13 protein-coding genes are annotated in these 13,601 nt (G+C 63.6%); 11 read left to right on the top strand and 2 right to left on the bottom strand.

Features of this window, described 5'->3' with window-relative positions:
* From AOQ71_RS18590 to murJ, 4 genes are all read left to right on the top strand, one after another.
* Positions 1 to 1,406 (top strand): mannose-1-phosphate guanylyltransferase/mannose-6-phosphate isomerase (locus AOQ71_RS18590; protein WP_245316978.1); only part of this gene is annotated, 1,406 nt, incomplete at its 5' end.
* A gap of 180 nt (positions 1,407 to 1,586) precedes the next feature.
* Positions 1,587 to 2,591: a Gfo/Idh/MocA family protein gene (locus AOQ71_RS18595; protein WP_057749003.1), complete on the top strand. Its 1,005-nt coding sequence runs from the start codon at positions 1,587 to 1,589 to the stop codon at positions 2,589 to 2,591.
* Between the two features lie 10 nt (positions 2,592 to 2,601).
* Positions 2,602 to 3,789, top strand: coding sequence for a DegT/DnrJ/EryC1/StrS family aminotransferase (locus AOQ71_RS18600; protein WP_083514310.1), 1,188 nt, complete (start codon positions 2,602 to 2,604; stop codon positions 3,787 to 3,789).
* A 278-nt stretch (positions 3,790 to 4,067) separates the two neighbouring features.
* The gene (gene murJ / locus AOQ71_RS18605) at positions 4,068 to 5,594 is read left to right on the top strand and encodes a murein biosynthesis integral membrane protein MurJ (RefSeq protein WP_057749004.1); all 1,527 of its coding nucleotides are present in this window, start codon (positions 4,068 to 4,070) and stop codon (positions 5,592 to 5,594) included.
* Between the two features lie 21 nt (positions 5,595 to 5,615).
* On the opposite strand, the gene AOQ71_RS18610 is transcribed toward murJ, so the two are convergent.
* Positions 5,616 to 6,314 carry a winged helix-turn-helix transcriptional regulator gene (locus AOQ71_RS18610; RefSeq protein WP_057749007.1) on the bottom strand — a complete coding sequence of 233 codons (699 nt, stop codon included), beginning with the start codon at positions 6,312 to 6,314 and terminating at the stop codon, positions 5,616 to 5,618.
* Positions 6,315 to 6,513: 199 nt separating this feature from the next.
* Positions 6,514 to 6,711 carry a hypothetical protein gene (locus AOQ71_RS48095; protein WP_245316984.1) on the bottom strand — a complete coding sequence of 66 codons (198 nt, stop codon included), beginning with the start codon at positions 6,709 to 6,711 and terminating at the stop codon, positions 6,514 to 6,516.
* Here AOQ71_RS48095 and AOQ71_RS18615 point away from each other — a divergent pair.
* The 7 genes from AOQ71_RS18615 to AOQ71_RS18645 all read left to right on the top strand — a co-directional run bounded on the left by AOQ71_RS18615 (position 6,656) and on the right by AOQ71_RS18645 (position 13,555).
* On the top strand, positions 6,656 to 7,048 hold the full coding sequence (locus tag AOQ71_RS18615) for an SRPBCC family protein (protein WP_245316982.1): 393 nt from the start codon (positions 6,656 to 6,658) through the stop codon (positions 7,046 to 7,048). The two genes, AOQ71_RS48095 and AOQ71_RS18615, sit on opposite strands and share 56 nt — an antisense overlap.
* 48 nt (positions 7,049 to 7,096) lie before the next feature.
* A complete protein-coding gene (locus AOQ71_RS18620; protein WP_057749013.1) occupies positions 7,097 to 7,522 on the top strand; it encodes a GFA family protein in 426 nt (141 codons plus the stop codon).
* A 423-nt stretch (positions 7,523 to 7,945) separates the two neighbouring features.
* Positions 7,946 to 8,338 (top strand): DUF1127 domain-containing protein, encoded by a 393-nt coding sequence (locus AOQ71_RS18625; protein ID WP_057749016.1) that lies wholly within the window; start codon positions 7,946 to 7,948, stop codon positions 8,336 to 8,338.
* Between the two features lie 39 nt (positions 8,339 to 8,377).
* On the top strand, positions 8,378 to 8,902 hold the full coding sequence (locus tag AOQ71_RS18630; protein ID WP_083514311.1) for a GNAT family N-acetyltransferase: 525 nt from the start codon (positions 8,378 to 8,380) through the stop codon (positions 8,900 to 8,902).
* Positions 8,903 to 9,139: 237 nt separating this feature from the next.
* Positions 9,140 to 11,449 carry a xanthine dehydrogenase family protein molybdopterin-binding subunit gene (locus AOQ71_RS18635; protein WP_057749022.1) on the top strand — a complete coding sequence of 770 codons (2,310 nt, stop codon included), beginning with the start codon at positions 9,140 to 9,142 and terminating at the stop codon, positions 11,447 to 11,449.
* 100 nt (positions 11,450 to 11,549) lie between these two features.
* Positions 11,550 to 11,999, top strand: coding sequence for a cytochrome c (locus AOQ71_RS18640; RefSeq protein WP_057749025.1), 450 nt, complete (start codon positions 11,550 to 11,552; stop codon positions 11,997 to 11,999).
* Between the two features lie 272 nt (positions 12,000 to 12,271).
* Positions 12,272 to 13,555, top strand: a complete 1,284-nt coding sequence (locus tag AOQ71_RS18645) for a cystathionine gamma-synthase family protein (RefSeq protein WP_057749029.1) — start codon at positions 12,272 to 12,274, stop codon at positions 13,553 to 13,555.
* The last annotated feature ends 46 nt before the right edge of the window (positions 13,556 to 13,601 follow it).

Consider the following 13,601-nt stretch of genomic DNA (forward strand, 5'->3'; position numbering starts at 1 on the left):
AACGCATTATCCCCCTGATCATGTGCGGTGGTGCCGGCACGCGGCTGTGGCCGGCTTCGCGCGAGGTGCGGCCAAAACAGTTCCTGCCGCTGTTCGGCCCGCGCTCGACCTTCCAGGACACGCTGCTGCGTGTCTCCGATGCGTCGCTGTTCGACCGGCCTGTTGTCATCACCAATGCGGCGTACCGCTTCATGGTGCTGGAGCAGCTCGCCGAGATCGGCATCGAGGCCGACGTGATCCTCGAACCGATGCGCCGCGACTCCGGTCCTGCGATCGCCGCCGGCGCGGCATTCGCGCAAAACCGCACCAGTGAAGCGATCGTGCTGGCGCTCGCCGCCGACCATGTGGTGCGGGACAATGCCGCCTTCGTCGCGGCGTGCCGCGAGGGCCTCAGCGCCGCGAGCACGGGACGCATCGTCACCTTCGGCGTCAAGCCGGAGCGGCCGGCGACCGAGTACGGCTATATCAGCCCGGGTGAGGTGATCTCAGGCGAGGTCCACGCAGTCGCGCGCTTCGTCGAGAAGCCGGATGCGGTGAAGGCTTCGGATTACGTCAATTCCGGCTATCTCTGGAACAGCGGCAACTTCATGTTTCCCGCAAGCCTCCTGCTCGGCGAATATCGCAGGGTCGATGCGGCGAGCGTGGATGCGGTGTCCTCGGCGGTGAACAATGCCGGCCGCGATCTCGGCTTCGTGACGCTGGAGCCGCAGGCCTTTGGCGCGGCCAAGGCGATCTCGATCGACTATGCCGTGATGGAAAAGACCTCGCGCGCGGCCGTGGTGCCGGTGTCGTGCGGCTGGTCCGACGTCGGCTCCTGGCGCGCGGTGTGGGAATTGTCCGACAAGGATGCGCAAGGCAATGCGGCGCACGGCACCGCCGTGTTCGAGGATTCGCGCAACTGCAACGTCACGACCGATCATGCGCTGGTCGCGCTCGAAGGCGTCGACGATCTCGTCGTGGTCGCGACCGCGGATGCGGTGCTGGTCTCGCGCCAGCAGGATGCCAACGGGCTGAAGCGCCTGATCACCAAGCTGAAGGCGGTCGCGCCGAAGGTCACCGAGGAGCATCTCAAGGTGCATCGGCCCTGGGGCAGCTACCAGTCGGTCGACAATGGCGAGCGCCACCAGGTCAAGCGCATCGTGGTGAAGCCGGGCGGACGGCTGTCGCTGCAGAAGCATCACCATCGCGCCGAGCACTGGATCGTGGTCCGCGGTGCCGCCCGCGTCACCGTCAACGAGACGGTGAAGACGGTGCACGAGAACGAGTCGATCTATATCCCGATGGGCGCGGTGCACCGGATGGAGAACCCCGGTAAAATCATGCTGGAGCTGATCGAGGTCCAGACCGGGTCCTATCTCGGGGAAGACGACATCATCCGGATTGAAGACGACTATCAAAGGTCGTAACCAGCGAACTCCGAATCACGCGATCCGGGCCCCAAAGCCCGCTTTCGGCGGCTAAGGCCCGGAGAACGTGTAACTTTTTGAATCAAATCGTGTCCGGTCAATTTGCCCGGCATTCGCCACATCTGTGGCGCCCGTGCTAGAAGCAGCCCGGGGATTTGCGTTGAATCGGGGTTTGCTCAGATGAGTTCCAAGGGATCACAGCCGGCAAAGGCCGGCCTGCGCGTCGGTGTCGTCGGCGCCGGCGTGATGGGCAGCAACCATGCGCGGGTGCTCGCCGGTCTGCCCGGCATCACCCTGGTCGGGGTGGTCGATCCTTCACCCGCGCATCGGACGCGCGCGACGGAGCTCGCCAATTGCAACAGCTTCGAGACGCTCGACCAGCTCCTGGCCGAGGGCGTCGATGCCGTCACCATCGCAGCGCCGACGCATCTGCATCACGAAGTCGCGCTGGCCTGCATCGCCAGGAATATCCACGTGCTGGTCGAGAAGCCGATCGCCTCCACGGTGGAAGAGGGCCGCGAGATCGTCGCCGCCGCGCAAAAGGCCGGCGTCACGCTGATGGTCGGCCATGTCGAGCGCTTCAATCCGGCCGTTGCCGCGGTCAAGCAGGCGATCGCGGGCGAGGACATTCTCTCCATCGCGATCACCCGCGTCGGCCCGTTCCCGCCGCGCATGTCCAATGTCGGCGTCGTCATCGACCTTGCCGTGCACGACATCGACCTGATCCGCTGGTTCACCGAATCCGACATCGTCGAGGTGCAGCCGCAGCTGTCGAGCGCGGTCGCCGAGCGCGAGGACATCGCGCTGCTCCAGTTCCGCACCGCCAATGGCGTGCTTGCCCACATCAACACCAACTGGCTGACGCCGTTCAAGGCGCGCAGCGTCACAGTCGCGACCCGCGGCAAATACGTGATGGGCGATTTGCTGACGCGCCAGGTCACCGAATGCTTCGGCTTCAAGCCTGACGGCAGCTATTCGATGCGGCATCTGCCTGTCGGCCATGACGAGCCGCTGCGCGCCGAGCTGATCGCCTTCCTCAAGGCCGTTCGCAACGGCGAGACCCCTGCGGTCACCGGCGACGAAGGCGTCGCCAGCCTCGAGATCGCGACGCAGTGCCTCGAGACGCCATCGCGGCCCGCAGCGACGTCGCCCGCCCGCAAAGGCCCGCGCCGCGTCGCCGGCTAACTCCCTTTCCATGTCGACCAGGCAAGAAGGCGCCAAGAACCAGACCATGAACCAGCATCTTCGTTCCGAACCGATTCCCTTCATCGACGTCGCCTCGCAGCGCCGCCGGCTCGGCGCGGAGCTCGATGCCGCCGTCAAGCGTGTGATGGACCATTGCCAGTTCGTCAACGGTCCTGAGGTCTTCGAGCTCGAGAAGCAGCTTGCGGCTTATTGCGGCGCCAAGCACGTGGTGACGTGCTCCAACGGCACCGATGCGCTGCTGATGGTGCTGATGGCGAAGAACGTCGGGCCCGGCGATGCCGTGCTGTGTCCTTCCTTCACCTTCATTGCGACCGCCTCGCCGGCGGCACGGACCGGCGCGACGCCTGTTTATGTCGACGTCGATGAGACGACCTTCAACATGGACCCGGAATCGCTCAAGCGGGGCATTGCGGCTGCGCGCAAGGCCGGCCTGAAGCCTGTGGCGGTCATTCCGGTCGATCTGTTCGGACAGCCGGCCGACCACGATGCCATCGCCGAGATCGCCGCCGCCGAAGGCCTCTTCATCATCGATGACGCCGCGCAAGGTTTTGGCGCAAGCTACAAGGGGCGCAAGCTCGGCACGTTCGGGCTCGCCACCACGACCAGCTTCTTTCCGGCAAAGCCGCTCGGCTGTTTCGGCGACGGCGGCGCGATCCTGACCGATGACGACGAGCTTGCAGCCACGCTGCGCAGCATCCGCGTGCACGGGCAGGGCGTCGACAAATACGACAATATCCGCCTTGGCCTCACCGGCCGGCTCGACACCATGCAGGCCGCGATCCTGATCGAGAAGCTGAAGATCTTTGACGACGAGATCGCCGCCCGCAACAAGGTCGCGGAGCGCTACGCGCGCGGCCTCTCCAATGTGGTCACCGTGCCGCGTCTGGCGCCGGGCAATACCTCGGTCTGGGCGCAGTACACGATCCGCCTGCCTGAAGGCACCGACCGCGACGGCTTCGCCGCTGCGCTGAAGGCGCAGGGCGTGCCGACCGCGGTCTATTACGGCAAGTCGATGCATCAGCAATCCGCCTACAGGCAGTATCCAATCGCGGAGGGCGGCCTGCCTGCCTGCGAGAGCCTGTCGCAAGACGTCATCAGCCTGCCGATGCACGCTTATTTGACCGAAGCCGATCAGGAGCGAATCATCGCTGCCGTCCGCGGCGCCCTCGGGGGGTGATTCGGAGGAGTGCCTCACGGCTCATCCCCCTGAGACGCGCGCCTTCGCGGCTTCATCGTCGTCCCGGCGAAGGCCGGGACCCATAGCCACAGGGTTCTGTTGCGAGACCGCGCTGGTAAAGCCAGCGTGCTTCAACACTATCAGCCGGGGTATGGGTCCCGTCCTTCGCCGGGACGACCACCTTTCTTGTGGGGCCGGCGTGGTCGACAGAAGTCTTTTTTGAGCCATTGTCCTTCTCAGACTTATCGATTGACCGATAAGTCTCTAAAACAGTCCGCATGCTCGGACGCATCTTCACGGTTGGTGGTTACACGCTGCTCTCGCGGCTGACGGGGTTTGCCCGCGACATCATGCTCGCGGCGATCCTCGGCGCCGGCCCTGTGGCCGACGCCTTTTTCGTGGCGCTGCGCCTGCCCAATCATTTCCGCGCAATCTTCGCCGAGGGTGCCTTCAACGCCGCCTGGGTGCCGGCCTATGCACATGTCCATGGCGAGAAGGGGGAGGCGGCGGCACACCTTTTCGCCGACCGCATCTTCACGCTGCTGCTGGCCTCTCAAGTTGTGCTGCTGATCGTCGCCTGGCTATTCATGCCTCAGGCCATGAGCATTCTGGCGCCGGGCTTTTCCGAGGACGCCGAGCAGCGCAAGCTCGCGATCGAGCTGACCCGGATCACCTTTCCCTATCTGCTGCTGATCACGCTGGTGACGCTCTATGGCGGCATGCTGAACGTGATGCAGCGCTTTGCCAGTGCCGCCGCCGCGTCGATCTTTCTCAACGTCGCGATGATGATGACGCTGGCGGTCGCCGTCTGGTTTCCGACCGCCGGCCATGCTGCGGCCTGGGGCGTCCTCATCTCGGGCTTCCTGCAATATTTCCTGCTCGCCGGCGATCTCGCCCGCCATGGTGGTCTGCCGCGCTTCGCGCCGCTGAGGCTCGACGAAGACGTCCGAAGCTTCTTCAAGGCGCTCGGGCCGGCCACATTAGGCTCGATGGGGACGCAGATCGCGCTGTTCGCCGACACCATCATCGGGACCTTCCTGCCGGCAGGCGCGCTGTCGGCGCTGTACTACGCCGACCGTCTCAATCAGTTGCCGATCGGCGTCATCGGCATCGCCATCGGCACGGTGCTACTGCCGGAAATGTCGAAACGGATCACGGCCAACGATCATGACGGCGCGATGAAGGCGCAGCGCCGCGCCTTCGATTTCACGCTGCTGTTCTCGATCCCGTTCGTCGCGGCCTTCCTGACCGTGCCCGACGAGATCATGCGCGCGCTGTTCGCCCGCGGCGCGTTCTCCAAATCTGACGCGATTGCAGCGGGCGGCACGCTCGCTGCGTATGCGATCGGCCTGATCCCCTTCGTGCTGATCCGCAGCGCGGTTGCGACCTTCTACGCCCGCAAGGATACGGCGACGCCGGTCCGCGCGTCGCTGACCGGCATCGCCGTCAACGTCGCGCTGAAAGTCGCCCTGATGGGATCGCTCGCCCAGATCGGCCTTGCGCTCGCGACTGCCGTCGGCGTCTGGACCAATCTCTTGCTGGTGCTGTTCTTCGCCGTGCGGCGCGGTTTTCTCGTGCTCGACCGCGCCTGGCTGATATCGCTCGGCAAATTCCTGCTGACCGGAATCATCCTCGCGGCCGCCTTCTGGCTGATCGCGGGCGTCAGCGGATCTACGTTGGGCGCGATGCGCTTCCACGACGAGGTGGCGCTGGTCCTGCTCGCCGTCGGCGGCACGATCGTCTACGCGCTCGCGATCCTCGTTCTGTTCGGGCGCCGCTGGCTGGTCTCGCTGGTACGCGGCTAGACCCGAGCGAATGGTCGGCATTCAACTCGCCAGTTTTCTCTCCTTGGCGAACGGGCTGAGACCAAGCCAAGTTTGCATCGAGGATGCGATTTGCCGATCGCCGGTCAGAATCATTCGGCGACTGTCCACGGCCGCACGGACGGTGTCGAGCCCCATCCAGATAGCAGTCATGCTGCGCAGATCGACGGAAATATAGAGGTCGACGTCAAACCCGGGATCGACCGAGCACAGGTCGACGCCTTCCTTGGGATCGACGATCAGCCACCAGTGTCGTTGGGTCGCCGAAAGCTCGGGATAGACGAACTGAATGATGTTTCGCCGCCTGGGCATCGGCGTCGGATTCAGATTTCGCCGCATATCCCACATCAGCAGTTGAACGTCGAGGTGCTGGAGCGACAGGTCGGCCTTGATCCGGCGTTGACCCCAGATTCCAAATCCTTCGACGATGGGAGTGAGTTCACGTCCCGCTGGCGTCAACCGATATTCGTAGAGGCCAGGGTCCGAAGCCAATGCTTCCCGCGCGACAATCCCTGCCGACTCGAGATCCTTGAGCCGCTGCGATAGCAGCGCGGGCGACATCCGGGGGACACCACGTCGCAGATCGTTGAAGCGCGTCGAGCCGGCCATCAGCTCCCGCAGCAGCACCACAGTCCAGCGTGTACACAGAACTTCGGCGGCCATCGCGACGGGACAGAACTGCTTGTAGCTGCCAGCAGCCATGTTCTCTCTCCTGGTGGACCATTTGCGAACGTACTGCGGAATTCGCAGGGGCTTCCAGTTCAAAATCTGTACCGGCATCGATTCAGTTCGTGAACTAGAGGCGCGCAGAGGGCCTTTGCTACCTCTCAGCATGCGGATTTGGACCGCTTCACCGGGCTTGAAGGACCGCCGCGTCGGCCGAGAGCCTCATGGCATCAACTCACAATGACAAGGTAATTGCGATGACAAGGATTTTCTGCAGGCCCAGGCTCTCCATGGCGAGCGCCGCGATGTTCGGCACGGTGTTGCTCCATTCGGGCGCCGCATCGGCCGCTGCAGCCACGATCAGCCGCAGCGTTGATGTGAAGGCGCCTGCCCGGGACGTTTGGTCGCTGATCGGGCCGTTCTGCGCGATCAAGGATTGGCTGCCCCCGGTGGGTCAGTGCATCGAGGACGGCAAGGCGCCATCGACGCGCATTCTCGTCACGAAGGACGGAAAGGCCGCTTTCGTCGAGACGCAAGTCGCCCGGAATGAGGCCGAGTACAGCTACTCCTACAAGTTCCTGACGAGCCCGCTGCCCGTCTCGAACTACACCGCAACGATCAAGGTGACCGCGAAAGCCAATGGCGCTTCCACCATTACCTGGAACGGCTCCTATACGCCCGCGCCAAGGCAGGAGAAGGCCGCGAGCGAAGCATTGCTCGGGGTCTATGAAGCGGGGCTCGCTGAAATCCAGGCAAGATTCGGGAAATAGGTCCGAAGCTCCAGACGTTCAACAGATCAAATCAAGGAGATCGACATCATGACGATTTACAGCGGCAAATGCTTTTGCGAAGCGGTTGAAATCGAAGCGGAGGGCGCACCGGAGGCCATGGGATATTGCCATTGCTCGTCGTGCCGCTCCTGGTCGGCCGCCCCAGTGAACGCATTCACATTGTGGAAGCCGCAGAACGTGCGGGTGACCAAGGGCGCCGAATTCGTCGCCACCTACGCACAATCGGAGCTCAGCCATCGGCAATACTGCAAGGGCTGCGGGGGGCATCTCATGTGCGACCATCCGCCGCTTGGGCTCGTCGACGTCTACGCAGCCACATTGCCGACGCTGAAGTTCGCGCCGGGCGTGCACGTCAATTATTCCGAGACGGTGTTGCCGATCAGGGACGGCCTGCCTAAACTAAAGGATTTTCCCGCCGAATTCGGAGGCTCAGGTGTCGCCGTTTCTGAATAGCCCCCTGGTCTGGACCTTGATCGCGCTGATCTTGTCCATGGCCGGAATCCTTCATGACCTCAGCTGAACTTCTTCGCAGGAGCGCGGCCGTCTGATCGTCCGGCGATCCTATTTCCGCGGCGTGCAGCCGCGGAAAAAGGTCCTTGCGAAGCGTGCTCGCGAATACCTGTCGCCACTCGCCTTAAAGGAGTGCTTGGCTCCCTTGCATCCCTTGATTTTGTGCGGTTGCCGTGGTATTGGAGCCCCATGATCAAGTGCCCGCGCAAAGTAAACTTCTCGATCATGACCCGCTTCGGCTGGGCCGTGGAAGGAGTCGTGCGCTAGCATTTCGACGACGACATCTCTTCCACCAGGCCCCGCCGGCATCGGACGGGGCCTTTTGTTTGGCCACGCTCCCTGCCGGCACAACAGCAGGAGCATACGATGCCACCACAACTCACGGATATCTCACCCGGAATTGAGGGAGAGGCCGCAAGGCGCGGCCTCACGCTCTCGATCGTCCAGGCAAAGAGCGCGATCGACCAGGCGTTGGCGGAGCGCCTCAAGGCGTCTGCGTCGGCGCTGGACGGCGCTGTGCTGGATGCTGCCGGACCGACGGCCGCATCGACGCCAACCCTCCTCGGTCTGCTCAAGCAAGCCTGGCTTGCGTTTCTGGCGCGGCGCCAGAATCCGCAGGTCACCTTGCAGGATCTGAGCGACAGGGAGCTGATGGATATCGGCCTGACGCGCGGTGAGGTCGACTATCTCTCGCCACAACGCGGCATCGACAAGTTGAGGGACAGCACGATGTATCTATGGAGCGGCCGTGGGATGTAAATGACCATGCCGCGCTAAGATAACAGAAGGGCTGATATCATGGTCTCAAACGCGGTCATTCCTCGGGCGGATTTTGAGATCCGGCGATTGACTGTCGATGATCTGGATTGTCTCCGCGAGATTCGCGCGGAGGCAATTCGGGCGTATCCTCAGACGTTTGGATCTCCTGAAGAGGACGAAGGCGGCGATGTGATGATGGCGGCCTATCGCCAATGGCTCGGCGAGACGATCCTCGGCGCGATTGGATGTGAGGGTCTGATCGGAGTGGCGGGCTTCTATGCCTCGCGATACAGGAAATCGCAGCATAGGGGACATATCTTCTCGGTCTATGTGCGGGAGAACGAACGCGGCAAGGGCGTCGGCGATCGGCTCATCAAGGAGCTTCTTGCCCATGCCGTGACGCGTGTCGAGCAGGTGCACCTCGCCGTGGGATCGACGGCAGTTGCTGCCATCAAGACTTATCAGCGAAATGGTTTCGAGATTTATGGCACTGATCCCAGTGTCATTCGCATCGGTGATGCCACCTATGACCATTACCTGATGGTGAAGAAACTGAGTCACTAGCGCCGGTTTTGGCAGCGGCCGGGGCCTGGTGGTGCCAGAATTCGGATGCGTCGAAGGGACGCCGAATCATCGGTCTCCACAGGGAAACGACCGCACTGCGGGCGTTCCGTCCGATCCCGCTCTGAGGCGCAAGGTACGGGTCATTTTTTCGCGGGGCCCGCCTGCCTAAACCCGTTTGCACTGCCTCTTTTTCCACGGCAATATGCCGGCAAAACAACCATAGGACGGGACAAGACAATGGCAGCCCCCATCAAATTCGGCGTAGGCCAAAGCGTGCTGCGCAAGGAGGACGACGCGCTGATCCGCGGCAAGGGCCGCTATACCGACGATTACACGCCGCAGGCCGCGCTGCGCTGCCTGGTGCTGCGCTCGCCGCATGCACACGCCAAGTTCACCATCGATGCGAGCCGCGCCCGGACGCTGCCTGGGGTCGCACTGATTCTCACCGCGGCCGAGGTCGGCGATCTCGGCAATCTGCCCTGCCTGTTCAATCTAGAGACCGATCCGTTCACCGGCCCGCCTTACCCGATCCTGGCCAAGGACGAGGTGCGGCATGTCGGCGACGCCGTCGCCTTCGTGGTTGCCGAGACCATCGACCAGGCCCGCGACGCGATCGAGGCGATCGAGGTCAAATGGAGCCCGCTGCCGGCCGTGACCGGCGTCGTCAACGCCGTCAAGAAAGGCGCGCCGCAGGTCTGGCCGGACAAGCCGGGCAATGTGCTGTTCGACGTCTCGATCGGCGACAAGAAAGCGACTGAAGCCGCCTTCGCCAAGGCGCATACGGTTGCCGAAATCTCCATCGTCAATCCGCGCGTGGTTGCGAGCTTCATGGAGACGCGCGCGGCGGTCTGCGAATACGACGCCAAGGCCGATCATCTGACCCTGACGGTCGGCAGCCAGGGCAGCCACCGTCTGCGCGACATCCTCTGCCAGAACGTGCTGAACATCCCCACCGACAAGATGCGGGTGATCTGCCCCGACGTCGGCGGCGGCTTTGGCACCAAGCTGTTCCCGTACCGCGAATACGCGTTGATGGCGGTCGCCGCGCGCAAGCTGAAGAAGGCCGTCAAATGGTCGGCCGATCGCTCCGAGCATTTCATGGGCGATGCGCAGGGCCGCGACAACGTCACCACCGCCAAGATGGCGCTGACTGAAGACGGCAAGTTCCTGGCGATGGATTGCGACCTGATGGGCGACATGGGCGCGTATCTGTCGACCTTTGGGCCCTATATCCCGCATGGCGGCGCCGGCATGCTGCCGGGCCTTTACGACATCCAGGCCTTCCACTGCCGGGTGCGCACCATCTTCACCCACAGCGTGCCGGTCGATGCCTATCGCGGCGCGGGCCGGCCCGAGGCCGCCTACGTGATCGAACGCCTGGTCGATGCCTGTGCGCGCAAGCTCGAGATGACGCCGGATGCGATCCGTCGCAAGAACTTCATCCCGCCGAAGGCGCTGCCCTACAAGACCGCGACCGGCAAGGTGTACGATTCCGGCGATTTCGCCGCGCATCTGAAGCGCGCGATGGAAATCGGCGAGTGGAAGGAATTCGGAAAACGCGCCAAGGCGGCGAAGAAGCACGGGCTGATCCGCGGCATTGGCCTTGCGAGCTATGTCGAGATCTGCGGCGTGATGGGCGAGGAGACCGCCAATGTGCGGCTCGACCCCAATGGCGACGTCACCGTCCTGATCGGCACGCAGTCGAGTGGGCAGGGCCACCAGACCGCCTATGCGCAGATCGTCGCCGAGCAGTTCGGCGTTGCGCCGGAGCGCGTCCACGTCCGCCAGGGCGACACGGCAGAGATCGCCACGGGCCTCGGCACCGGCGGCTCGGCCTCGATTCCATCAGGCGGCGTCAGCGTCGAGCGCGCCACGCGCGAGCTCGGGCAAAAGCTCAAGGAGATCGCGGCGCAGGCGCTGGAAGCCAGCGCCGGTGACCTCGAGATCACCGACGGCATCATCAAGATCGCCGGTACCGACCGCTCGATCTCGTTCGCGGATCTCGCCAAGCGGCCCGGCGTCGATCCGTCGAAGCTGAATGGCAGCGCGACCTTCGCCAGCGCTGACGGCACCTACCCGAACGGCACGCATCTGGCGGAGGTCGAGATCGATCCGGCCACCGGCATCATCAGAATCGTCAACTACGTGATCGTCGACGATTTCGGCAAGACGCTGAATCCGCTGCTGCTGGCGGGCCAGGTGCATGGCGGCGCCATGCAGGGCATCGGCCAGGCGCTGATGGAGCAGGTGGTCTATGGCGCGACCGATGGCCAGCTCATCACCGCGACTTACATGGACTACGCGTTGCCGCGCGCGGCGGACGGCCCGTCCTTCGTGTTCGAGACCCACAACATTCCTTGCACGACCAATCCGATGGGGGTGAAGGGCGCGGGCGAGGCCGGCGCGATCGGGTCCTGCCCGGCCGTCGTCAACGCCATCGTCGATGCGCTCTGGCGCGAATACAAGATCGATCACATTGACATGCCGGCAACGCCTGAGCGGGTGTGGATCGCGATCAACGAGCACCACCGCCGCCACAGCCTGTAAGGCGTGGCTTCTCCCGCGGCGGGAATTAACTGACCGCCGCCGGGTTCTAACCATCAATGGCCTGTTCCCCAACCGACTTGCGAGCCGGAGAAGAAGACTCATGAAACGAATGTTTGTTGTCGCGGGCACCCTGATCCTGGGTGCAGGCGCCGTGATGGCGCAGCAGGAGGTCGCCGTCCAGCAGGACAATCTGATGCGCTCGCAGGCCAAGAGCATGTACGGCGTGATCCTCAAGATGACGAAGGGCGACATTCCCTACAACCAGAAGCAAGTCGACGAGGCAATCGCCAGCCTGGAGGCGGACGTCGCCAAGATTGCCAAGACCTTCGAGGTCAATCCCAAGCAGGACGTGGTCAACGCCACCTATGGTTCGTCGCCAAAGGTGTGGCAGCAGAAGGCTGATTTCGAATCAAAAATCCCCCCGGTGCAGAAGGCGATCGCCGACGTCAAGGGCAAGATCCACAATGTCGCCAGCCTCAAGGCGGCCTACACCACCATCAACGACCGCTGCAATGATTGCCACGAGACGTATCGGCTGAAGCTGAAGTAAGGCGAGGAGCTCGCTGACTTCGTAGCCCGGATGGAGCGAAAGCGAAATCCGGGGCTGCCGTCGATGCGGATAGCCCTGTCCCGGATTGCGCTGCGCTCCATCCGGGCTACTGGGCTCGCGCCTTTTTCGATCACATCGCCAAATTCTGTCCGCTTGCCCTGACGCATGGCCGTCAGAAGGACTATGTTTGCTCGCGCCGCCGCGGCGTTGATGCCTGACGCTATCGAGAGTTGCGCCGCGGGCGGCGATCGCAGGCAACAGCGAGACAGGCCATGGCAAAACCGTTCCCGTCGAAAACCCACATCGGCAACCATATGCTGCATCCGGAAACGCTGATGCTGACCTATGGCTATGATCCGCAGCTGTCGGAAGGCGCCATCAAGCCGCCGGTGTTCCTGACCTCGACCTTCGTGTTCAAAACGGCCGAGGACGGGCAGGACTTCTTCGACTACGTCGCCGGCCGGCGCGAGCCGCCGGAGGGGATGGGCGCTGGGCTCGTCTATTCGCGCTTCAACCATCCCAACAGCGAGATTGTCGAGGACAGGCTCGCGGTCTATGAGCGCACCGAGAGCTGCGCGCTGTTCTCCTCGGGCATGGCGGCGATCTCGACGACGATTTTGGCGTTCGTCCGCCCGGGCGATGTCATTCTCCACTCGCAGCCGCTCTATGGCGGCACCGAAACCCTGCTGACGAACACGCTGTCGCGCTTCTCGATCGGCGCGGTCGGCTTTGCCGACGGCGTCGACGAGGTGGTGGTCAACCAGGCCGCGGAGGAAGCCATGCGCTTAGGGAGGGTTTCGATGATCCTGGTCGAGACGCCGGCCAACCCGACCAATGGGCTCGTCGACATCGCGCTGATGCGCCGCGTCGCCGACGGCATCGGCAAAGCCCAGGGCACCACGCCGATCATCGCCTGCGACAACACGCTGCTCGGCCCGGTGTTTCAGCGGCCGATCGAGCACGGCGCCGACATCTCGCTGTACTCGCTCACCAAATATGTCGGCGGCCATTCCGATCTGATCGCGGGCGCAGCGCTCGGCACCAAGGCGGTGATGAAGGGCATCAAGGCGCTGCGCGGTGCCATCGGCACCCAGCTCGATCCGCATTCCTGCTGGATGATCAACCGCTCGCTCGAGACCCTCAGCCTGCGCATGGAGAAGGCCAACAGCAATGCGCGTCTCGTCGCGGATTTCCTGCGCGATCACGCCAAGGTGGCGAAGGTTCATTATCTCGGCCATCACGAGGAGACCTCGCCCTCGGGGCGCGTGTTCGCGCGGCAATGCTCAGGCGCGGGATCGACGTTCTCGTTCGACATCGTCGGCGGCCAGGCGGCGGCGGAGAAGTTTCTCAACGGCTTGCAGATCCTCAAGCTCGCGGTCAGCCTCGGCGGCACGGAATCGCTGGCGAGCCTGCCGGCGACGATGACTCATTCCGGCATTCCCGCCGATATCCGCCGCAAGATCGGCGTGCTCGATTGCACCATCCGCCTGTCGATCGGCATCGAAAATCCGTCCGATCTGATCGCCGATCTCGAGCATGCGCTGAGTGCGGCTTGAGCGCGCGGGTGTCACCTGTCGTTTCGGAATCAAAAAGGCCGGACGC

It is taken from the genome of Bradyrhizobium manausense (assembly GCF_001440035.1).
GTDB lineage: Bacteria > Pseudomonadota > Alphaproteobacteria > Rhizobiales > Xanthobacteraceae > Bradyrhizobium > Bradyrhizobium manausense.

Excerpts from the sequence above, each read along its gene's own strand:
- AOQ71_RS18595 (WP_057749003.1), top strand. The coding sequence starts at position 1,587 with ATGAGTTCCAAGGGATCACAGCCGGCAAAGGCCGGCCTGCGCGTCGGT.
- AOQ71_RS18600 (WP_083514310.1), top strand. The coding sequence starts at position 2,602 with ATGTCGACCAGGCAAGAAGGCGCCAAGAACCAGACCATGAACCAGCAT.
- murJ (WP_057749004.1), top strand. The coding sequence starts at position 4,068 with ATGCTCGGACGCATCTTCACGGTTGGTGGTTACACGCTGCTCTCGCGG.
- AOQ71_RS18610 (WP_057749007.1), bottom strand. The coding sequence starts at position 6,314 with ATGGCTGCTGGCAGCTACAAGCAGTTCTGTCCCGTCGCGATGGCCGCC.
- AOQ71_RS18620 (WP_057749013.1), top strand. The coding sequence starts at position 7,097 with ATGACGATTTACAGCGGCAAATGCTTTTGCGAAGCGGTTGAAATCGAA.
- AOQ71_RS18625 (WP_057749016.1), top strand. The coding sequence starts at position 7,946 with ATGCCACCACAACTCACGGATATCTCACCCGGAATTGAGGGAGAGGCC.
- AOQ71_RS18630 (WP_083514311.1), top strand. The coding sequence starts at position 8,378 with ATGGTCTCAAACGCGGTCATTCCTCGGGCGGATTTTGAGATCCGGCGA.
- AOQ71_RS18635 (WP_057749022.1), top strand. The coding sequence starts at position 9,140 with ATGGCAGCCCCCATCAAATTCGGCGTAGGCCAAAGCGTGCTGCGCAAG.
- AOQ71_RS18640 (WP_057749025.1), top strand. The coding sequence starts at position 11,550 with ATGAAACGAATGTTTGTTGTCGCGGGCACCCTGATCCTGGGTGCAGGC.
- AOQ71_RS18645 (WP_057749029.1), top strand. The coding sequence starts at position 12,272 with ATGGCAAAACCGTTCCCGTCGAAAACCCACATCGGCAACCATATGCTG.